Source organism: Tepidimonas thermarum, from assembly GCF_007556705.1.
GTDB lineage: Bacteria > Pseudomonadota > Gammaproteobacteria > Burkholderiales > Burkholderiaceae_C > Tepidimonas > Tepidimonas thermarum.
This window is the reverse complement of sequence record NZ_VJOL01000013.1, coordinates 21,752-40,425: the sequence shown is the minus strand read 5'-3', so window position 1 is coordinate 40,425 and position 18,674 is coordinate 21,752. Positions and strand designations below refer to the sequence as shown.

At 71.9% G+C, this 18,674-nt stretch carries 18 protein-coding genes; 6 read left to right on the top strand and 12 right to left on the bottom strand.

From position 1 onward, the window contains the following. Positions 1-3: 3 nt before the first annotated feature. From ubiA to Tther_RS04970, 5 genes are all read right to left on the bottom strand, one after another. Entirely contained in the window at positions 4-903 is a 900-nt protein-coding gene (ubiA, locus tag Tther_RS04990) for a 4-hydroxybenzoate octaprenyltransferase (RefSeq protein ID WP_246098921.1), read from the bottom strand. After that, entirely contained in the window at positions 885-1,853 is a 969-nt protein-coding gene (locus Tther_RS04985; protein WP_143901515.1) for a hydrogen peroxide-inducible genes activator, read from the bottom strand. The genes ubiA and Tther_RS04985 overlap by 19 nt, the downstream gene beginning before the upstream one ends. A 75-nt stretch (positions 1,854-1,928) precedes the next feature. Then, complete coding sequence (gene recG, locus Tther_RS04980; RefSeq protein WP_143901513.1) at positions 1,929-4,070, bottom strand: ATP-dependent DNA helicase RecG; 2,142 nt, start codon at positions 4,068-4,070, stop codon at positions 1,929-1,931. Beyond that, positions 4,045-5,088, bottom strand: coding sequence for a GGDEF domain-containing protein (locus tag Tther_RS04975; protein ID WP_143901511.1), 1,044 nt, complete (start codon positions 5,086-5,088; stop codon positions 4,045-4,047). The genes recG and Tther_RS04975 overlap by 26 nt, the downstream gene beginning before the upstream one ends. Positions 5,089-5,192: 104 nt before the next feature. After that, the gene (locus Tther_RS04970) at positions 5,193-6,278 is read right to left on the bottom strand and encodes a calcium/sodium antiporter (protein ID WP_143901509.1); all 1,086 of its coding nucleotides are present in this window, start codon (positions 6,276-6,278) and stop codon (positions 5,193-5,195) included. A gap of 123 nt (positions 6,279-6,401) precedes the next feature. Between Tther_RS04970 and queA the strand changes: the two genes are divergently transcribed. Together queA and tgt are read left to right on the top strand one after the other, a co-directional pair. After that, positions 6,402-7,481: a tRNA preQ1(34) S-adenosylmethionine ribosyltransferase-isomerase QueA gene (gene queA, locus Tther_RS04965; protein ID WP_143901507.1), complete on the top strand. Its 1,080-nt coding sequence runs from the start codon at positions 6,402-6,404 to the stop codon at positions 7,479-7,481. Between the two features lie 13 nt (positions 7,482-7,494). Further along, positions 7,495-8,697, top strand: coding sequence for a tRNA guanosine(34) transglycosylase Tgt (gene tgt / locus Tther_RS04960; protein WP_143901505.1), 1,203 nt, complete (start codon positions 7,495-7,497; stop codon positions 8,695-8,697). A 36-nt stretch (positions 8,698-8,733) separates the two neighbouring features. On the opposite strand, the gene Tther_RS04955 is transcribed toward tgt, so the two are convergent. The 4 genes from Tther_RS04955 to Tther_RS04940 all read right to left on the bottom strand — a co-directional run bounded on the left by Tther_RS04955 (position 8,734) and on the right by Tther_RS04940 (position 12,186). Further along, positions 8,734-9,042, bottom strand: a complete 309-nt coding sequence (locus tag Tther_RS04955) for a chaperone modulator CbpM (protein WP_143901503.1) — start codon at positions 9,040-9,042, stop codon at positions 8,734-8,736. Between the two features lies 1 nt (position 9,043). After that, positions 9,044-10,009, bottom strand: coding sequence for a DnaJ C-terminal domain-containing protein (locus tag Tther_RS04950; protein ID WP_143901558.1), 966 nt, complete (start codon positions 10,007-10,009; stop codon positions 9,044-9,046). Positions 10,010-10,072: 63 nt separating this feature from the next. Continuing rightward, entirely contained in the window at positions 10,073-11,401 is a 1,329-nt protein-coding gene (locus tag Tther_RS04945; RefSeq protein WP_246098919.1) for an FIST signal transduction protein, read from the bottom strand. Beyond that, positions 11,398-12,186 (bottom strand): PhaM family polyhydroxyalkanoate granule multifunctional regulatory protein, encoded by a 789-nt coding sequence (locus Tther_RS04940; RefSeq protein WP_185975011.1) that lies wholly within the window; start codon positions 12,184-12,186, stop codon positions 11,398-11,400. Before Tther_RS04940 ends, Tther_RS04945 begins: the two co-directional genes overlap by 4 nt. Before the next feature lie 256 nt (positions 12,187-12,442). On the opposite strand from Tther_RS04940, the gene Tther_RS04935 reads away from it, so the two are divergent. After that, a complete protein-coding gene (locus Tther_RS04935) occupies positions 12,443-12,826 on the top strand; it encodes a TraR/DksA family transcriptional regulator (RefSeq protein ID WP_143901501.1) in 384 nt (127 codons plus the stop codon). Here the strand turns inward: Tther_RS04935 and Tther_RS04930 are convergent. After that, complete coding sequence (locus tag Tther_RS04930; protein WP_143901499.1) at positions 12,799-13,731, bottom strand: fumarylacetoacetate hydrolase family protein; 933 nt, start codon at positions 13,729-13,731, stop codon at positions 12,799-12,801. The genes Tther_RS04935 and Tther_RS04930 overlap by 28 nt on opposite strands. 44 nt (positions 13,732-13,775) lie before the next feature. On the opposite strand from Tther_RS04930, the gene Tther_RS04925 reads away from it, so the two are divergent. From Tther_RS04925 to Tther_RS04915, 3 genes are all read left to right on the top strand, one after another. Continuing rightward, entirely contained in the window at positions 13,776-14,924 is a 1,149-nt protein-coding gene (locus tag Tther_RS04925) for a DUF3108 domain-containing protein (protein ID WP_143901497.1), read from the top strand. A 93-nt stretch (positions 14,925-15,017) separates the two neighbouring features. After that, the gene (locus tag Tther_RS04920) at positions 15,018-15,308 is read left to right on the top strand and encodes a BTH_I0359 family protein (protein ID WP_143901495.1); all 291 of its coding nucleotides are present in this window, start codon (positions 15,018-15,020) and stop codon (positions 15,306-15,308) included. An 83-nt stretch (positions 15,309-15,391) separates the two neighbouring features. Continuing rightward, positions 15,392-16,300, top strand: a complete 909-nt coding sequence (locus Tther_RS04915) for a ChaN family lipoprotein (protein ID WP_143901493.1) — start codon at positions 15,392-15,394, stop codon at positions 16,298-16,300. 19 nt (positions 16,301-16,319) lie between these two features. Here Tther_RS04915 and recQ read toward each other — a convergent pair whose 3' ends face one another. Together recQ and Tther_RS04905 are read right to left on the bottom strand one after the other, a co-directional pair. Then, positions 16,320-18,263, bottom strand: a complete 1,944-nt coding sequence (recQ, locus tag Tther_RS04910; protein WP_246098918.1) for a DNA helicase RecQ — start codon at positions 18,261-18,263, stop codon at positions 16,320-16,322. Continuing rightward, positions 18,260-18,670: a rhodanese-like domain-containing protein gene (locus Tther_RS04905; RefSeq protein ID WP_143901491.1), complete on the bottom strand. Its 411-nt coding sequence runs from the start codon at positions 18,668-18,670 to the stop codon at positions 18,260-18,262. Before Tther_RS04905 ends, recQ begins: the two co-directional genes overlap by 4 nt. Between the last annotated feature and the right edge of the window lie 4 nt (positions 18,671-18,674).

Genomic DNA, 18,674 nt, shown 5'->3' with positions numbered 1-18,674 from the left:
CAGTCAGCCCAGCGCCAACTGCAGCGCCAGGCCGGCAAACAGCGTTGCGCCCAACCAGTGGTTGAGGCGAAACGCGCGAAAACACCCCTCGCGCGTGCGGTCGCGGATCAGCCGCGCGTGCCACAGCACCTGCGCCGCCGCGGCCGCCACGCCGGCGGCGAACCACGGCCCACCGGCGTGCGGCCACACCAGCACCGACCACAGCGCCAGGTGCAAGGCGTAGAAGGCCAGCACGGCGGCCACGTCCCAGCGGCCCAGCGTGATGGCCGAGGTGCGGATGCCGATGCGCAGGTCGTCGTCGCGGTCGACCATCGCATATTCCGTGTCGTAGGCCAGCACCCAAAAGGCGTTGGCCAGCAGCAGGCCCCAGGCCAGCGCGGGCACCTCGCCGTGCACCGCGGCAAAGGCCATCGGAATGCCAAAGCTAAACGCCACGCCGAGCACCGCCTGGGGCATGGCGAAGAAGCGCTTGGTGTAGGGGTAGAACACCGCCACCGCCAGCGCCGCGAACGACCAGGCCACCGCAGCGGCGTGCGTGGTGAGCACGAGCGCGAACGCCACCAGCGCCAGCGCGGCGCCCACCGTCAGGGCCTCGCGCGCGGAGAGGCGCCCGCTGGTGACGGGTCGCTGGGCGGTGCGCTTGACGTGGCGGTCGAACTCGCGGTCGGCCACGTCGTTGACGCAGCAGCCGGCGCTGCGCATGAGCACGGTGCCGGCAACGAAGACGACCAGCAGGTGCCAGCCCGGCCACCCACCTGCGGCCAGCCACAGCGCCGACAGCGTGGGCCACAGCAGCAGCAACCAGCCGGCCGGGCGGTCCCAGCGGATGAGGTCCAGGTAGAGTGTCAGGCGTTCGCGCCACCACGGGCCGGGGAACGGGGGCATCAGGTCAGACGCTTGCATCCGGGGAACTCACAGGCATAGACGGCGTTGCGCAGCGCGGCAATGGCTTCGTAGCGGGTAAAACTGCGCCGCCACACGAGCACGACGCGGCGGCTGGGCGGCTCGCCGTCGAAGGGAAGGTAGCGAACGTAGCCGGCATCGCCCGGCGCCTGGGCGGCCAGCGCGTCGCGCTGCACGGGATCGAGCGCGCCTTTGGGCACCGACAGCCGCGGCACCAGCGTCACGCCCATGCCCGCGGCGACCATGTGCTTGATGGTCTCGAGCGACGAGCCTTCGAAGGTTTTCTGGATGCCTTCGGCGTTGTCGGAAAAGCGCGCAAACTCCGGGCACACCTGCAGCACGTGGTCGCGAAAGCAATGCCCGTTGCCCAGCAACAGCATGGTCTCGCGCTTGAGCTCATCGGCCGTGATGCTGGCGCGCGTGGCCAGCGGGTGGTCACGCGGGACCACGGCCACAAAGGGCTCGTCGTACAGCGGCGCCACCGCCAGGTTGGTGTCGGGGAAGGGCTCGGCCAGGATGGCTGCGTCCAGCTCGCCCAGGCGCAGTTGCTCCAGCAGCCGGGTGGTGAAGTTCTCCTGCAGGATCAGCGGCATCTGGCGCGCGCGCTCGATGACTTGTTTGACCAGATCCGGCAGCAAATACGGGGCGATGGTGTAGATCAGCCCCAAGCGCAGCGGCCCGGCCAGCGGGTCTTTGCCGCGCTTGGCTATCTCCTTGATGGCGGCGGCCTGCTCGAGCACGATTTGGGCCTGGCGCACGATCTCCTCGCCCAGTGGCGTGACGGTGACCTCGCTGGCGCTGCGCTCGAAGATTTTGACCTCGAGCTCCTCCTCGAGCTTTTTGATGGCCACCGACAGGGTGGGCTGCGAGACGAAGCAAGCCTCGGCCGCCCTGCCGAAGTGGCGCTCGCGCGCCACCGCAACCACGTATTTGAGTTCGGTCAGGGTCATGGACACACACTCCGGGGACAGGGGCGTCGCGCCGGTGGCGCTGCCGCGCAACGGGCGGCAGCCGCGATTATCGGGTCAAGCCTTGAGATAGTCCAACTTGACGCCCAGCCAGCGTGCCAGGTGGCGCTGGGCAAGCTGCGGATGCTGCTGCCACAGGCGCGGGGCCCAGCGGTGCGCCCACGCGATGAGCGGCTCATCGGTTTGCCAATCGGCAAAGCGCAGCAGCGGCGTGCCCGATTGGCGCGCCCCCAAAAACTCGCCCGGCCCGCGCAGGGCCAGGTCACGGCGCGCGATTTCGAAGCCGTCTTGCGTCTCGACCATGGCGCGCAGGCGCGCGCGCGCCGACTCGCTGACGCGGCCCGACTCCCCCGGGCTGTAGAGCAGCAAACAGACCGAGGCCACGGCGCCGCGCCCGACGCGCCCGCGCAACTGGTGCAGCTGGCTCAGGCCAAAGCGCTCGGCGTGCTCGATCACCATCAGGGACGCGTTGGGCACGTCCACCCCGACCTCGATGACGGTGGTGCTGACCAGCACCGCGAGGTCCCCGGCGGCAAAGGCGGCCATGATGGCCTTTTTGTCCGCGGCGCTCAGGCGCGAGTGCAGCAGCCCGACCTGTACCGCCCGGCCGTCGGGCGTGGTCACGCCGGCCAGCGCCGCCACGAGTTCGGCGTGGGTGGCGGTGGCGGCGCGCACGTCCAGCGCCTCGCTTTCCTCGATCAGCGGGCAAACCCAGTACACCTGCCGCCCCTGCGCCACCTGGGCCCGAATGCGCGCGATCACCTCGGGGCGGCGGTGGTCGGCCAACACCTTGGTGACGATGGGGCTGCGCCCAGGCGGCAGCTCGTCGAGCGTGGACACGTCGAGGTCGGCGTACACGCTCATGGCCAGCGTGCGCGGGATGGGCGTGGCGCTCATCATCAGCAGGTGGGGTTCGACCCCCGCGGCGCCAGCACCGGCTTTTTGGCGCAGCGCCAGGCGCTGGGCGACGCCAAAACGGTGCTGCTCGTCGATCACGGCCAGGCCCAGCCGCTCGAAGGTGACCTGCTCCTGAATGACGGCGTGGGTGCCCACCACCAGCGCCGCCTCGCCCGCGGCGATGCGCGCCAGCATGGCATGCCGCTGCGCGCGCGGCTGGCTGCCCGTGAGCCAGGCCACGCCGCGGCCCAGGGGCGCGAGCAGCGGCTCGAGCCACTGCACCATCTTGCCAAAGTGCTGCCCGGCCAGGATTTCGGTTGGCGCCATCAACGCGCACTGCCAGCCCGCGTCGATGGCCACCGCCGCGGCCAGCGCGGCGACCACGGTTTTGCCGCTGCCCACGTCGCCTTGCAGCAGCCGGTGCATCGGGATGGCGCGCGCCAGATCGGCGCTGATTTCGGCCACCACACGCTGCTGCGCGCCGGTCAGGGCAAAGGGCAGCGCGGCCTGCAAGCGCCACGGCAAGCCGTCGGCAGCGGCGCGCAGCACCGGGGCGCGCAGGGCGTCGCGCTCGCGCCGTGCCTGCACCTGCGCCAACTGCTGGGCCAACAACTCCTCGGCTTTGAGGCGCTGCCAGGCCGGGTGGGCACGGTCTTCGAGCGCCGCGCGCGGCGTGCGTGGATCGGGGTGGTGCAAAAACGCCAGCGCCGCCTGCAAGGTCCACGGCGGGCCGCTGGCCCCCGGCAAATCGGCCAGCGCCTCGGGCGGGACGGTTTCGCTCAGGTCGGCCTGCTGCAGCGCACGCGCCACCGCCGCGCGCAAATACGCCTGCGGCAGCCCCGCCGTGGTGGGGTAGACGGGCGTGAGTCCGGCCGGCAACGGCGCATCCACGGGCAGCAGCCGCGGGTGCACCAGCGTCCAGCCCGCCCAACCGCCGCGCAACTCGCCGTGCGCCCGCACGCGCGCGCCCACGGCCAACGCCCGCTGGTGACTGGGGTAGAAGGTGAAGAAGCGCAGCGTGCAGCGCCCCCCACCGGCCACGGCCAGCGTGGCGATGAGCTGGCGGCGTGGGCGCAGGCGCACCTCGCAGGCCAGCACCTCGCCTTCGATCAGGGCCTCGTCGCCATCCTGCGCGTCGGCCAGCGGCCGCACGCGCGTCAAATCCTCGTAGCGCAGCGGCAAGTGCAGCGCCAGGTCAATCGGGCGCACCAGCCCCAGGCGGCGCAGCGCGCGCTGCGGCCCGCTGAGGCGTTCGCGCTCCGGGCTGCGCTCCGGGTCAGGTGCGCGCGGGGATGCCCTCATCGATCAGCGGCCAGACCAGGCGGTCACGCCCCTCGCGCTTGGCCCGGTAGAGCGCCGCGTCGGCCCGGGCCAAACAGGCTTCCCACGCCTCCGGTGGCGCGTGGGTGGCCGCCCCCGCCGACAGCGTGACGGCACGCTCGCCCACGCGCACCTGCGCGCGCACCGCGCACCGCACGCGCTCCAGGACCACCGCGGCGGCCGCCTGGTCGCCGTGCGGCAACCAGATCACGAATTCTTCGCCGCCCAGGCGGTAGAGGCGGTCGGTTTTGCGCAGACAGGCTTGCGCCACCGCCACCACGTCGCGCAGCACGGCATCGCCCACCTCGTGGCCGTGCTGGTCGTTGATGGCCTTGAAGTGGTCGAGGTCGAGCACGGCCAGCGTGCCTCCCGTCCCCGCGGCGGTAAAGGCCTGCGCGAGCTCGACTTCCATCAGGCGCCGATTGCCCACGCCCGTCAGGGGGTCGAGCAGGCTCAGGGTCTGCCAGCGCACGATGCGGCGCTGCGCCTGCTGCGACACGAGGTAGCCGAACACGCCGGTGAGCACGTTGGTGATGACGAAAAAGGGCAACCCCTCGGTGCCGCCGAGCTCCTGCCACGACAGCAGCGCCGCGCCGGCGACCGCCGCCGCCCCCAGCAGCGCCGCGGCGGGCGCCGGCACCAAAAAGAAATTCATCAGCACGCCGGGATAGGCCCAAAACAGCGCCGCAAACTGCGCCGCCACGCCGATCGCCCAAATGCCGCCGACGATGGCCACCGCCATGATCCACCCCGGCCAACGGGTGTCGCGCGTGCGCCAAGCATAGACCGCCGCACCGCCGATGGTCAGCGCCAGCACGGCATCCGACACCGCTGCCAGCCAGTTGCCGGTGATGGCCCGGTAAACGGCAAACGGAGCCAGCCACAGCACGGCCACCAGGCCCCCGAGGGCCAGCACCACCAGCGCGTAGTCGTCGAAGGCGGCTTGTCGCCACGTGGCGCGCTGCGGGGTCCAGCGTGACAGCGACGGTGCAGCAGACATGGCCGGCGGGTCTCCTCTGAGTCGGTGCGGGGCGCTTCGGACGGCGCCCTCGAACGGTCGTTCGTATTGTGCCGCACTCCGGCGCCGCGCGCACGCGCGCCGCCTCAGCCCGCAGGCGGCTGCCGGGGCGTGCGCAACACGCTGGTGACCAGCGCCACCACGGTCAGCGGCACCACGAACCCCAGCATGGCTGCCGAGTACCCCGGCAGCGCCGGCGACCCCTGCGCGGCCAACACGAGGTAGGCGGTGTAGGCGACGTAGTACCCCAGGAACAGCGCCCCCTCCCAGCGCGCGATTTCACGCCCCGTGAAGAATACCGGCAAGCACACCAGCGCCACGGCCAGCATGACCCAGATGTCGAACGAAAGCACCGAGGGCGCGACGGTGATGCCGCTGCCCGCCGAGGCCACACCCGCCAGGCCCAGGCACCCCAGGATGTTGAAGGTGTTGCTGCCCACCACATTGCCCACGGCGATGTCGCGCTCGCCTTTGAGCGCCGCGGCAATCGACGTGGCGACCTCCGGCATCGACGTGCCGGCCGCCACGATGGTCAAGCCGATCACCACGTCGCTGACCCCCAGCGCCTTGGCAAACGCCACCGCAGCGCCCACCAGCCAATCCGACCCCAGCACCAGCAGCGCCAGGCCGACGACGATCAGCCCCAGTTGCACCGCCCAGTGTGCGTCCCACGCGTTGGGCGCGGGGGGTGGCAGTTCAGCGTCGAAGACCGCCGCGTCCGCCGCCGATTGCCGCCGTGCCTGCACGATCAGAAACACCGTGTACGCCACCAGCAGCGCAAGCAGCAGCGCCCCCTCCCACCAAGCGATGCGACCATCGAGCGCCAGCACCAACAACAGCACCGACGCGCCGAGCATGATCGGCACCTCCTGCCGGATCAACTGCACGTGCACCACGAGCGGCGCGATGAGCGCGCTGACACCCAAAATGAACAGCACGTTGAAAATGTTGCTGCCCACCACGTTGCCCACCCCGATGTCGTTCTGGCCGTTGAGGACGGCGGCGGTGGAAACCGCCATCTCGGGCGCGCTGGTGCCAAAGGCCACGATGGTCAGCCCCACGACCAGCGGCGAAATCCCCCACGACAGCGCCAGGCGCGAGGCGCCGCGCACCAGCGCGTCCGCCCCCACCACCAATGCCACCAAGCCAGCGACAAACCACATCACCTGCATCCACATCGCACATTTCCAGCGTTTGGTTGGGAAACCCGCACTGTAGACGATCGCTGCGCGCCGCGTGGGACAATCGGCACTTTCTCTTGGACTTGGCACGGGCCCGTCCGGCCCTCGAGCATCATGACCCACCCTGCCCCCACCGGCGCGCCGACACGCACCTGGACCACCAGCGACTTCGACTTCGCCCTACCCCCCGAGCTGATCGCCCAGCACCCGGCGCCCGAGCGCAGCGCCGCGCGGCTGCTCGACGGCCGCACCTGGCCACCGGCCGACCGCATCTTCCGCGATCTGCCCGCGCTGTTGCAGCCGGGCGACCTGCTCGTGTTCAACGACACGCAGGTGATCAAAGCGCGCCTGTACGGCGAAAAGCCCACCGGCGGGCGGCTGGAGCTGCTGGTGGAGCGCGTGCTCGGCAACCACGAGGTGGTGGCGCACATGAAGGTGAGCAAAAAGCCCAGCGCGGGCACCGTGCTGCGCATGGCGCCGGGCCCCGACGGGCAGCCCGCCTTCAGCGCCACGCTGCTGGGGCGCTGGCCCGACGCCGACGGGCCGCTGTTCCACCTGCGCTTTTCCGACGACCCGTACGTGCTGATGGCCCGCCACGGCCACGTGCCGCTGCCGCCCTACATCGAACACGGCGACACCGAAGAGGATGAACGCCGCTACCAAACGGTGTTTGCCCAGACCCCCGGCGCGGTGGCGGCGCCCACCGCGGCGCTGCACTTCGATGCGGCGGTGCTGGCGGCGTTGCAGGCGCGTGGGGTGCCGCGCGCCAACGTCACGCTGCATGTGGGCGCGGGCACCTTTGCGCCGGTCAAGGGCGAGGACATCCGCGCCCACCGCATGCACAGCGAGTGGTACCGCATCCCGCCGCAGACGCTGGCGGCGCTGGAGCGCACGCGCCGCGCCGGCGGGCGCATCGTGGCGGTGGGCACGACCACCGTGCGCACGCTGGAGAGCTGGGCCCGCACCGGCCAAACCGAGGGCGACACCGACATCTTCATCACCCCCGGCTTCGACTTCCGGGTGGTGGACCTGCTCATCACCAACTTTCACCTGCCGCGCAGCACGTTGCTGATGCTGGTGTCGGCCTTTGCCGGCTACGAGCACATCATGGCGCTGTACCGCCACGCGATCGCGCAGCACTACCGCTTTTTCAGCTACGGCGACGCGATGCTGCTGCAGCGCGGCCAGCCCTGACCCCCTGCCGACCATGCTGGAATTCACCGTCCTTCGCACCGATCCCCCCCGCGACGGCTATGCCGGCAGCCACGCCCGGCGTGGCGTGCTCAAGCTCAACCACGGGGTGGTGCAAACCCCGATCTTCATGCCCGTGGGCACCTACGGCACGGTCAAGGGCGTGATGCCGCGCAGCCTGCGCGAAATGGGCGCGCAAATCATCCTGGGCAACACCTTTCACCTGTGGATGCGCCCGGGGCTGGACGTGATTCGCGCATTTGGCGGCCTGCACGCGTTCGAGCAGTGGGAGCGGCCGATCCTGACCGACTCCGGCGGCTTTCAGGTCTGGAGCCTGGGGGCGATGCGCAAAATCACCGAGGAAGGGGTGCACTTTGCCTCGCCCGTCAACGGCGACAAGCTGTTCATGTCGCCCGAGGTCAGCATCCAAATCCAGACCGCGCTCGACAGCGACATCGTCATGCAGCTGGACGAGTGCACGCCCTACTGGCAGGGCGACAAGGCCAACGGTCACGTGACCACCGAGGCCGAGGCGCGCCAGAGCATGGAGATGAGCCTGCGCTGGGCGCGGCGCTCCCAAGCCGAGTTCGAACGCCTGGGCAACCGCAACGCGCTTTTTGGGATTGTGCAGGGTGGCATGTTCGAGCACCTGCGCGAGGAGTCGCTGCAGGCGCTGGTCGAGATGGACTTTCCCGGCTATGCGGTGGGCGGCGTGAGCGTGGGCGAGCCCAAGGAGGCGATGCGCCGCATCATGGCGCACACGCCGCACCGGCTGCCGGCGCACAAACCGCGCTACCTGATGGGGGTGGGCACACCCGAGGATCTGGTCGAAGGCGTGGCCTGCGGCGTGGACATGTTCGACTGCGTCATGCCCACGCGCAACGCGCGCAACGGCACCTACTTCACGCGCTATGGGGATCTGAAGATCCGCAACGCGCGCCACAAAACCGACCCGCGCCCGATCGACCCGAGCTGCACCTGCTACGCCTGCGCGGGCGACAGCGGTATTCCCTGGCATGCCGGCGGGCGCGCGGGCTTTTCGCGCGCCTACCTGCACCACCTGGACCGCTGCGGCGAGATGCTGGGTCCGATGCTGGCCACGATCCACAACCTGCACTACTACCTGAACCTGATGCAAGAGGTGCGCGACGCGCTCGACGCCGGCACGTTTGGCGACTACCGGCAACGCTTTGCCGCCGAGCGCGCGCAAGGGGTCTAGCGCCCCCCGGTGCCGGGCGTGGATGCGGCGCGCGCCTCACACGCCCGCGTCGAACGACAGACGCCGCACCTGCGCGCGCAGGCGCTCGATTTCTTCTTCCAGGTCCACCACCAGCGCGGCCAGCTCCGGGTCGGCGTCGAAGTGGTGCTGCAGCCAAGCCAGGCGGCGCACCCGGCGCAGGGCCGCGGCATCGAAGCCCTGCGCATCGGCGCAGGCGCTCACCCGCCCGGCCTGCAGGGCCTCGTGCCACCACGTCAGCGCCACCCCGGCGGCGCGGCACAGCGCCTCGGCGTCCAGCCCCGGCGCGTCCAGCGAGATGTCCACGCGCAACACGTCCCGTTCCATCTCAACGGCTCCTTTCGGCCTCGGCGGCCGCCACCTTGCGCGCGTCGAAATCGGTCAACTCGGCGGCCATGCGCTCGTACAGCGCCTTGGCGCGCGGGTCGTACGCGCTGGGCAGGATGACGCGCAGTTGCAACTCCAGATCGCCGGGCTCGCGCGCCGGCAAGCCCTTGCCACGCACGGTCAGGGTCTGGCCGCCCTGGCTGCCCGCGGGCACCCGCACTTTGAGCGTGCTGCCATCGGGCAGCGCCACCGGCACCACCGCGCCCAGGGCCGCTTCCCACGGGGCCAGCGGCAAGTCGGTGATCAGGGTCTTGCCCTCCAAGCGGTAGCGCGGGTGCGGGCGCACCACCACTTCCAGGTACAGATCGCCCGGCGGATCGCCCGCGCCGCCCTGGCCCGCCAACCGAATCATCTGCCCAGGCCGCACGCCAGCGGGGATGCGCACCTCGAGCGTGCGGTTGCGCAGGCGCAGGTGGCCGTGCTCGTCGAGTTGCGGCACCTGCAGCGTGAGGGTGCGCGTGCCGCCGCGCCAGGCATCCTCCAGGTCGAGCACGACCTTGGCGTGGTGGTCCTCGCCGCGCCCCGGCGCGCCCCGGTGCGGGCGCCGCCCCGCCGCGCGCGCGCCGGCCATGTGGCCAAACAGCGTGCTGAAGAAGTCGCTGAATTCGGCCGCGTCCATGCCTTCGGGCGCGCCGTGGAACTCGAAGCCCGCGTCCCAGTCCGGCGGCGGGGTAAACGCCTGCCCCGAGCGGTGCGCCTGCGCCAGCCGGTCGTAGGCGGCTCGCTTTTCCGGGTCGGACAGCACCGCGTAGGCCTCGTTGACCTCGCTCATGCGCTGCGCGGCGTCGGCCTCGCTGCTGACGTCCGGGTGGTATTTGCGCGCCAGCTTGCGATACGCTTTTTTGATCTCGTCGGCACTGGCGTCGCGCGCCACGCCCAGCACCGCGTAATAGTCTTTGAACTCCACCGCGGTCCTTTCTTCTTGGGAATGCGTCACTGCCGGCTCAGGTGGGGGCGGCCCAGCCCACTTTCAACCGTCGGGGCCAGCGCCCTCGTCGGCCACGAAAACGGTCAACACCCCGGTGTAGCCGTAGAGGCGGTGGTGCGCGATTTCCCCCGCCGCGAAGAACCCCACCAGGGGCACGTCACCCAGCGCTTGGCGCACGATCTGCAACTCCGCCCCGGCAGCGCCAAAATGGGGGCCGCCGCGGCGGTTGCAGCTGACGTAGACCGCACCTGCGATGCGCGCAACGGGATCGTGCGCGAGCCCGTCACCGGCATCGGGACTGAGCTCGTCGCGGATTTCGGCGCAGATGCGCACCAAGTCGGCACGGGCGGCCTGCGCGTGGCGCTCGCACAGCATCCAGGTGCCGCCCAGCGGCGCCTCGTCGGCGATGACGACCGCGCGGCGCAGGGGGTCCAGCCCGATCACGTGCCGCACCAGCACGTCGTCGCCCACGCGCAGGGGCACGCGCCCCGGCCGGGCGGGGGCGATGGCCGCCTGCGCCTGCGGCACCTGCAGGCCCACCAGGGTCTCGCGCAGGCGTGCGACCACTGCCCCCAGGTCGTCGAGCGACAGCCCGAGGTCGCGCAGCAACACCTCCAAAGCCGGTTGACCGTCCAGCGCCTCGACCCGGTTGCCCTGCGCCGCCGTGATCCGGTACACCGGTGAGACCGCGCGCACCCCCTGCGTGACCCGCGAGACGATGCCCACATCCGGCCCGAAGGCCACGCCGCTGAACCCTCCGGGGTAGATGCCGTGGGCGGCCTCGCGCCCGTGACCGACCACGGCCCCGCGGCTGGAGCGTGCGATTTGCACCGACCCCGCACGGCTGGCCACCAGGCCGCCAAACAGGTAGTGGCCAATGGTGCGCTCGGCCAGTTCCTGCACCAGTTCCGTCAGCTCCGGCGTCGCGGGGTCGGCGTGCACGAGCGCGGTCTGGGGCACAAAGCCCTCCGGCCCCTGCGTGGCCCCCAGCGGCACCAGGCCGCTGAAGACCCGGTAGCGCGATGGCGCCAGGTCGCACAGCATGACGGCCAACCCTGGCTCGTCGATGTACTCGGCACCCGTGGCGCAAATGCCCACCCCGATGGCGCCCACCCAATCGGTCACCTGGGGCAAGGCGTGGCTGAGGTGGTCGAGAATGTCGGCGGCCGCATCGGCGTAGTCATCGGTCAGGTACACCAGCCCCAAGGGCGTGGTCGCCGCGCCTGCGCCCAGGCGGCTGGCGGCCTCAGCCTGCGCCGCCTGCCCATCGGCCGCGCCAACGGCGAGCTGGGCGCGCAGCTGCGCCAGCACCAGCGCCGCGGCCATCGGCCATTGCGGGTGCGTGGCGTGGGCGTGGACGAAGCGCTTCACCCGCGCGACCTCCGTGACGCCGGCGGGGCCGCTGCCGGCCGCGCGGCACCGCCACGCGGGCGTGCCGACCCCGTCGCCGGGGGGCTGGTCTTGCCCGCCCCGGCCGAGCGCGCCGCCGGCGCCCGGGTGGCCCGCGCGCGCGCCGGACGCGGCGCAGGCGCGGTCGTCGGCGTGGCCGTCGGCGCCACCGGGTCGGCCAGGGGTGCGCCCGGCGTGGCCGAGCGGGCGACGGCACTGGCCGCCGCCGTGGCGGCGTGCTGGGTCATGTCCTGCATGGCCTGGGTGGCGATCGCCTGAAACTGTTCGGTGAGCGAGCGCCACCACCGCACCGGATCGACCCCGGGCGCCCCCTCTGCCGCGGCGGGCGCTGGCGCCGCCGCTGCGCCAGGCGCGGCGGCAGCAGCGTCCTGGCGGGTCGGCGCGGGGGCGGATGCGGATGCCGGCGTGGCGGCAGCGGCCGCTGCCGCCGCCAACGCCTGGCCCACCTCCCCCAGGCTGACGTTCATGCCCTGCAACGTGGCCAGGGTCATTTTTTGCACCTCGAGGGCCTGTATGGTGGCCTGCAGGGCGCGCGCGTTTTGCTCCAGCCAGAAGTGCACGGCCTTGAGATCGCGGATGCGGCGGTCGAGCTCCTCGACATCGAACACCGGCGCCACCCACTGCGCCATCGGGGGCGCGTCGCCGCCCCCCCCGCCGGCAAGCCCCTGCAAAAAGGCAAACCCCGGGATGTAGCGGGCATACGGCGCAAAGGCGGCTTGGAGGGCGTTGACGTCAAGCGGGGTCATGGGTCGGTCCTGACGGGGCCACGCACACGGGAGCGTGCGTTGATGCCATAGCATGCCACAGCCCGGTGCATGCGCCCAGAGGGGCCAACCGGGCCCTGCGCCTGCCAGCCCCCGCGTGGCGGAGCGCCGGTTTGATCGGCGTCAAGGCCGCGCCACCTTGGGCTGCCGTGGCGCGCGCCCCCGCTGGTGCAGGGTGGCCGATCGCGCCACAATTGGCCATAGGGCCCACGCCGGGCCCCACCCTGGACACCAAGCCATGAGCGAACCGATTTCCGACACCTTTGCCCAGCAACTGCAGCACATGCGCACCGAGCTGATCGCGCAAATTCGGGCCCAGCGCGGCGGCAAGGTCGGACGCGCCCAAGCGGCGCTCGACCCGCACGAGATTCAAAGCGGCGACTGGAGCCAGGTCGATGGCGAGCGCGATCTGGCGCAGGCGCTCGATGAGCGCGAGACCGCTGCACTGCGCGCGATCGACGACGCGCTGCAACGCATTGCGGCGGGCACCTACGGGCTGTGCGTGGACTGCGGTGCCGACATCCCGGCCGCGCGCCTGCACGCCAACCCCACGGCGCTGCGGTGCGTGCCCTGCCAAACCCGCTACGAGCACGATCACCCGGCCGTCACGCCATCGTTGTGAGGCGGGGCCGCCCAGACCACGTCGATGGCGCCAAACGGGGCGCTGCCGTCGGGCAGGCGCGCCTCGATCTGCACCCGGTCGCCGGGCGTCAACCACGGTGTCACCTCCCGCCCCAGCGTGAGCCGCTCGGCAGCGCGGCGCATCGCCAAGGTGGCATAGCCACGGGGCCACGCGGGCGGGTCGCCCGCCACCTGGGGCGTGGGCAGCACGCCGCCGGCCACGGCAACGCCGGCCGCCAGCCCGCGACCGCGCGCGGCCGCCGCCAGCAGCGCGCCAAACGACACCGTTTGATCCGCCCCCTCGGCAATGCCGAGCTTGCGTCCGTTCCACGCCGTCGTCACGCTAGCCGTCAGCCGACCCTCACGCCACGCCGCGCCCAGGGCATCGGGTGTGACCACGCACGGCGCCACCGTCACCCCCCAGGGCGCGTGCGGCGCATCGCCGTCCGGCGCACGGCGCCAGTGGCAGGCCAGCGCCACCAGACGCACCCCCTCGAGCGCGACGGCGGCATCCGCATCGGGTGCCACATCGCCGCACAGCACGGCCAACGCCGGCCCGACGTCGGCGCTGCCGCCCACGGCCGGCAGCGGCCGCATCGGCCCCCACAACGCATCGCTGCGCCAGGGCCGCGGCTCGGCCGTGTCGTCATCGGGCGCCAGCCAGCCCACGGCGCGCGGCAGCGGGGCCATGCACTGGCGCGCGTCGAAGGCAAACGCGTGCCGGGCCTTGCCCTGCTCGAGCGTGAGGGCCAGATCGCGCAACTGGGGCGCGATGAAATTCCAGTCGTCCAGCGCCTGCTGCAGCGTGTCGGCGATCCCGGTGGCGTAGTGCGCCAGTGCGCCGTCGCGCGAAACGACGACGAGCTGGCCATCCCGGCTGCCGTCGCGGTACGTGGCAAGTTTCATGGGTCAAGTGTTGCGATTGCCGTGCAGCCGCTAGTATCCCTCCCATGACGTGGTGGCACACCCAACGGCGCCGGGCCATGGCCGTCTTAGCGGCGGTCGCGGGCGCGCACGCGCTCGCGCTGGGCTGGGCCTGGACCCGGGTCACCGGCAGCGACCCGGATGGGGGCCTCGGTGCAGCGCCGCGCGCTCCGGTCATGGCGGCGCTGCTGCCCGCCGCACCACCGTCCGCCGTGCCCACCCCTGCCGTGCCACGCGCTGACACGCGCGTGCACCGCACGCCCTCCCGCAGCCAGCCCCCGGCACCGCGCGCAGCGGACAGCCCCGCCGTCGCGCCCGATACGCCCACGCCGGCGCTGGCCGCCCAGCCGCCCCCACCGGCGCTCGACGCGCTGCCCGGCGACGTTGCGCCCGACGTGCTGCAGACCGCCGCCAGCGCCGCCACCGAAAGGGCGCCGCTGGACACGCCCGGCAGCGATGCTGCGGAGGCGGTGGCCGTCGCCCGCGCCGATGCCCGGACGCAGGACGTGCCACCACCGCCTGCGTGGATGCCCCCGCCACCTGCCCACTGGGAGTACGAGGTCACGGGCGAAGCGCGCGGACTGCCCTACCGCGCCACCGCCATCCTCCACTGGCAAACCGACGGCACGCGCTACCAGGCCGAGCTGACGATGCGCGCCTTTTGGGTAGGCAGCCGCACCCAGACCAGCAGCGGTACGGTGGGGCCGGCTGGCTTGCGGCCACAGCGCTTCGAGGACCGGGCCCGCAACGCGCGTTGGATCGCCTTCGACTGGCCGGCCGACGACGGCCCCGGCACAGCCCGTCTGCACAGCGGCGTGACGGTGGAGCGCCTGCCCAGCGGCACGCAGGACCGATTGTCGGTCTTCGTGCAACTGGGCGGCTGGATGGCCACGGCCGCGCCGGGGCAGCGCTGGGCCGTGCCGGTCATGGGCGCCAAACAGCTCGAGTCCTGGGCGTTCGCTGCGGGCGTGCACGAGCGCCTCACCGTGCCGGCCGGCACGTTCGATGCGGTGCGGGTGCAACGCGTGGCCGGGCCAGGTAACGGCCCGGGCGTGGAACTGTGGTTTAGCCCCGTGCTGCCGGGCCTGCCGGTGCGCATCCGGGTCCAGCAGGCCGATGGCGACTGGGTCGACCAACGGTTGCGCGCGCTGCTGCCGAACCCGGCGTCCCCTTGAAAAACGGGCCACGCGGCCCGATATCCGCATCGCAGTGGCAGCTACGCCTGCCTGTCGCTTGCAGGGACTTTGCATTTCGAGGATAGTGTGGCCATGCACATGCTCTACAACTCCGACAGTTTCGCGGTGGTCCACATCCTGGCCAACGCCCAGGAGGTGGCTAGTGCGGCCGAAGGGGACAGCCCGCGGCCTGTGATGCCCAGGCACGGCTTTGAGATCGTGGACAAGCGCTCCGGCAAAGAGGTGTACCTCGACGGCTCGTGGGCCGAGCTGTTCCAGCAAAAAATCGAGGCGTGGCAAAAAAACACCCCCACCCAGGAAGAGGTGGAGGACACGCTCGAGCGCTACGCGTCCCTGGCGCAAACGCCGCTGGTGGTGCACTGAGGACGACTGAACGCTTGGGGCTCTTTCGCACGCGTTTTGTGTCGATGAACCGCAGCCCCAGCGCACGCCGCAACCAACCCGCCATGCCCGCATGGCGTCGCTGCGATCGCCGCGCCTGGTTGCGTGGTGCGCTCATGGCCGGCATCGGGGCGTGGTTGGGCGGGGGTAGCGTGCCCGTGCGGGCGGCGCCATCGGTCGTGGCCGATGCGCGCCCGGTGCTGCCCGATGCGCCGGCGTTGGCGGCCTGGGTGGAGCAGCAAATCCAGGCGCTGGGGCCTGCGCCCTGGTGGCTGTTGGGGGAACAGCACGACGCCGACGCGCACCAAACGCTGCAGGTGGCGGTGGTGCGCGTCTTGGCCGGGCAGGGAGCGCTGGCGGCGGTGGTGCTGGAAATGGCCGAGCGCGGCCGCGACAGTGGCAGCCTGCGCCCCGACGCGCCGGAGGAGGCGGTGCGGCAAGCCCTGGCCTGGCACGACGCCGGCTGGCCGTGGGCGCGCTACGGGCCGGTGGTGATGGCGGCCGTGCGCGCCGGGGTCCCGGTGGTCGGCGCCAACCTGCCGCGGGCGCAGCACCATGCGGTGATGGCCGATGCGGACTGGGACACCCTGTTGCCCGCGGACGGCCTGCACGCGCTCGAACGCCTGATCGACACCGCGCACTGTGGCGTGCTGCCCGCGGCGCAGCTGCGGCCGATGGCGCGCATCCAAATCGCCCGCGACGACAGCATGGCCGCCACCCTGTTGGCACAGCATACGCCAGGGCGCACCGTGTTGCTCATCACCGGGGCCCAGCACGCGCGCCGCCCGTACGGGGTGCCGCTGCACCTGGCACGCCGGGCGGGGCCGGCAGCCCCGGCGCCGCGGGTGGTGGAGCTGGTGGCCAGCGACGACGCGCCGGCGGCGCTCGTGCCCACAGCGGCGGCCGATGCCCTCTGGCTCACCCCGGCCGTGCCGCCCGTGGACCACTGCGCCGGCCTGCGCGCGCGGCGCTGACGCGGCCCGCCGGCCGCGCTCACCCCCAGACGGATTGGGCCTGCCCGTCGTCCGCGGCGCTGGCGTCCTGGGCATCGCACACCTCGGCCACCAGGCGCAGCACGTCGCGCCCGTAGGCCTCGCGCTTTTTTTCGCCCAGGCCGGGGATGTCGTGCAAATCCGCCGCGCTGCGTGGCAGCCGCTCGGCGATGGCGCGCAGCGTGGCGTCATGAAAAATGACGTAGGCGGGCAGGTCGTGCTCGCGCGCAACCTCGGCGCGCCAGGCCTTGAGCGCCGCCAGCACCTCGCGCCCCAGCAGCGGCAGCCGGGCCTCGCTGGCCACGGCCCGCGCACGCCGCTCGCCACGCGCGCCGCCACGCCCCGCAGCGTCGCCCGCTGGCGCCACGCGCAACCGCACCGGCTGCTCGCCGCGCAAAATCGGCCGCGCCGCCGCGGTCAGGTGCAAGGTGTGGAACTCGCCGCCCACGTGCACCGCCCCCAGGGCAATGAGCTGGCGCAGCAAGCGGCGCCACAGGGTCTCATCGTATTCGCGTCCGATGCCAAAGGTGGACAGCGCCGTGTGCCCGTGCTGGCGCACCTTGTCGGTGTCCAGGCCGCGCAAGACGTCGATCACATGACCCGCGCCAAAGGCGCCGCCGCTTTGCTGCAACCGGTAGATGCACGAGAGCAGCTTGCGCGCGGGCTCGGTCGCGTCCCAGGTCTGGGGCGGCTGCAGGCAGTTGTCGCAATTGCCACAGGGGCCGCTGGCCTCGCCGAAATAGGCCAGCAGCTGCTGGCGGCGGCAGCCGGTGGACTCGGCCAGCGCCAGCAGGGCATCGAGCTTGCCACGCAGCACGCGCTTGAAGTCGTCGCTGGCGGCGCTCTCGTCGATCAGGCGGCGTTGCTGCACCACGTCCTGCAGGCCATAGGCCATCCACGCGTTGGCCGGCTCACCGTCACGCCCGGCGCGCCCGGTTTCCTGGTAGTAGCCCTCGATATTTTTGGGCAGGTCCAGGTGGGCAACGAAGCGCACGTCCGGTTTGTCGATGCCCATGCCGAAGGCGATGGTGGCCACCATCAGCCACCCTTCTTCGCGCAAAAAGCGGTCCTGGTGGCGCTGGCGGGTGGCGGCATCCAGCCCGGCGTGGTAGGGCAATGCGCGCAGGCCAGCGGCGGCCAAGCGCGCGGCCACGTCCTCCACCTTGCGACGCGATTGGCAATAGACGATGCCACTGTCGTGGCCGTGCGGCCCGCCGTGCTCCTGTTCGATGAAGCGCAGCAGCTGGCGCAGGCTGTCGCGCTTTTCGACGATGGTGTAGCGGATGTTGGGCCGGTCGAAGCTGGCCACGAACGTGCGCGCCTGCTCCAGCCGCAGGTGCGCGACGATGTCCGCGCGGGTCAGCGCATCGGCGGTGGCGGTCAGCGCGATGCGCGGCACGCCAGCAAAGCGCTCGGGCAGCACCGCCAGCTCGCGGTACTCGGGGCGAAAGTCGTGCCCCCACTGGCTGACGCAATGCGCCTCGTCGATGGCAAAGAGCGCCAGCCGGCGCGCCGCGTGCAGCGCCTCCAGCCGGGCCAGAAAGCGCGGGGTGACGATGCGCTCGGGCGCGGCGTAGAGCAGGGTCAGTTCGCCGCGCATCAGGCGCTGCTCGACGGCGGCGGCCTCCTCGGCGCTCAGGCTCGAATTCAGATAGGCCGCCTCGACCCCCGCTTCGCGCAGGGCACCGACCTGGTCGTGCATGAGCGCGATCAACGGCGAGACGACGAGGGTCACGCCCCAGCCCGCGCGCTGGCGCACGATGGCCGGGATTTGGTAGCACAGCGACTTGCCGCCGCCGGTGGGCATGAGCACCAGCGCGTCGCCGCCGGCGCCCACGTGCGCCACGATGTCGGCCTGCTGGCCGCGAAACGCCTGGTAGCCAAAGACCTCGGCCAGCACGGCCTGGGCGCGCAGCAGCGCCTGCTGCGGCGTCAGCGGCGTCACATCTGTTCCCAGGGCAGCCCCTCAAAACGCCAGCCGTTGCGCGTGGAGCGGTGGAAGTGCTCGTCGAGCTCGCCCTCGAAGCCGTGCACCACGTGCGCCACGTCGGTAAAGCCGGCCGCCTCCAGGGCCGCGCCAGCGTCCAGCGTGCGCTTGCCACTGCGGCAGATCAGCAGGATCGGGCGCTCCCGATGGCCGGCCTCCTGCAACACCTTGTGTGCAAAGCCCTGCGGATCGGGAGTGAGATCCGGGTACTCGTACCACGGGATGTTGACCACCCCCGGCGGGCGCCCGACGTAGAGCGATTCGATCTCCATGCGCACATCGACGAACAGCGGCCGCTGTGCGGGCGGCAGATCCGCGCAGGATTGCAGCCAGTGCCACGCTTCGGTGGGTTGCAAATGCCGCATGGTC

What these genes read in the sequence shown, in the direction of transcription:
- Tther_RS04925 (WP_143901497.1), top strand. Translation starts at nt 13,776, where the DNA reads ATGACGTGGTGGCACACCCAACGGCGCCGGGCCATGGCCGTCTTAGCG.
- Tther_RS04905 (WP_143901491.1), bottom strand. Translation starts at nt 18,670, where the DNA reads ATGCGGCATTTGCAACCCACCGAAGCGTGGCACTGGCTGCAATCCTGC.
- Tther_RS04975 (WP_143901511.1), bottom strand. Translation starts at nt 5,088, where the DNA reads ATGTCTGCTGCACCGTCGCTGTCACGCTGGACCCCGCAGCGCGCCACG.
- Tther_RS04940 (WP_185975011.1), bottom strand. Translation starts at nt 12,186, where the DNA reads ATGACCCCGCTTGACGTCAACGCCCTCCAAGCCGCCTTTGCGCCGTAT.
- Tther_RS04955 (WP_143901503.1), bottom strand. Translation starts at nt 9,042, where the DNA reads ATGGAACGGGACGTGTTGCGCGTGGACATCTCGCTGGACGCGCCGGGG.
- recG (WP_143901513.1), bottom strand. Translation starts at nt 4,070, where the DNA reads ATGAGGGCATCCCCGCGCGCACCTGACCCGGAGCGCAGCCCGGAGCGC.
- tgt (WP_143901505.1), top strand. Translation starts at nt 7,495, where the DNA reads ATGCTGGAATTCACCGTCCTTCGCACCGATCCCCCCCGCGACGGCTAT.
- ubiA (WP_246098921.1), bottom strand. Translation starts at nt 903, where the DNA reads ATGCAAGCGTCTGACCTGATGCCCCCGTTCCCCGGCCCGTGGTGGCGC.
- Tther_RS04970 (WP_143901509.1), bottom strand. Translation starts at nt 6,278, where the DNA reads ATGCAGGTGATGTGGTTTGTCGCTGGCTTGGTGGCATTGGTGGTGGGG.
- Tther_RS04920 (WP_143901495.1), top strand. Translation starts at nt 15,018, where the DNA reads ATGCACATGCTCTACAACTCCGACAGTTTCGCGGTGGTCCACATCCTG.
- queA (WP_143901507.1), top strand. Translation starts at nt 6,402, where the DNA reads ATGACCCACCCTGCCCCCACCGGCGCGCCGACACGCACCTGGACCACC.
- Tther_RS04935 (WP_143901501.1), top strand. Translation starts at nt 12,443, where the DNA reads ATGAGCGAACCGATTTCCGACACCTTTGCCCAGCAACTGCAGCACATG.
- Tther_RS04985 (WP_143901515.1), bottom strand. Translation starts at nt 1,853, where the DNA reads ATGACCCTGACCGAACTCAAATACGTGGTTGCGGTGGCGCGCGAGCGC.
- Tther_RS04930 (WP_143901499.1), bottom strand. Translation starts at nt 13,731, where the DNA reads ATGAAACTTGCCACGTACCGCGACGGCAGCCGGGATGGCCAGCTCGTC.
- Tther_RS04915 (WP_143901493.1), top strand. Translation starts at nt 15,392, where the DNA reads ATGCCCGCATGGCGTCGCTGCGATCGCCGCGCCTGGTTGCGTGGTGCG.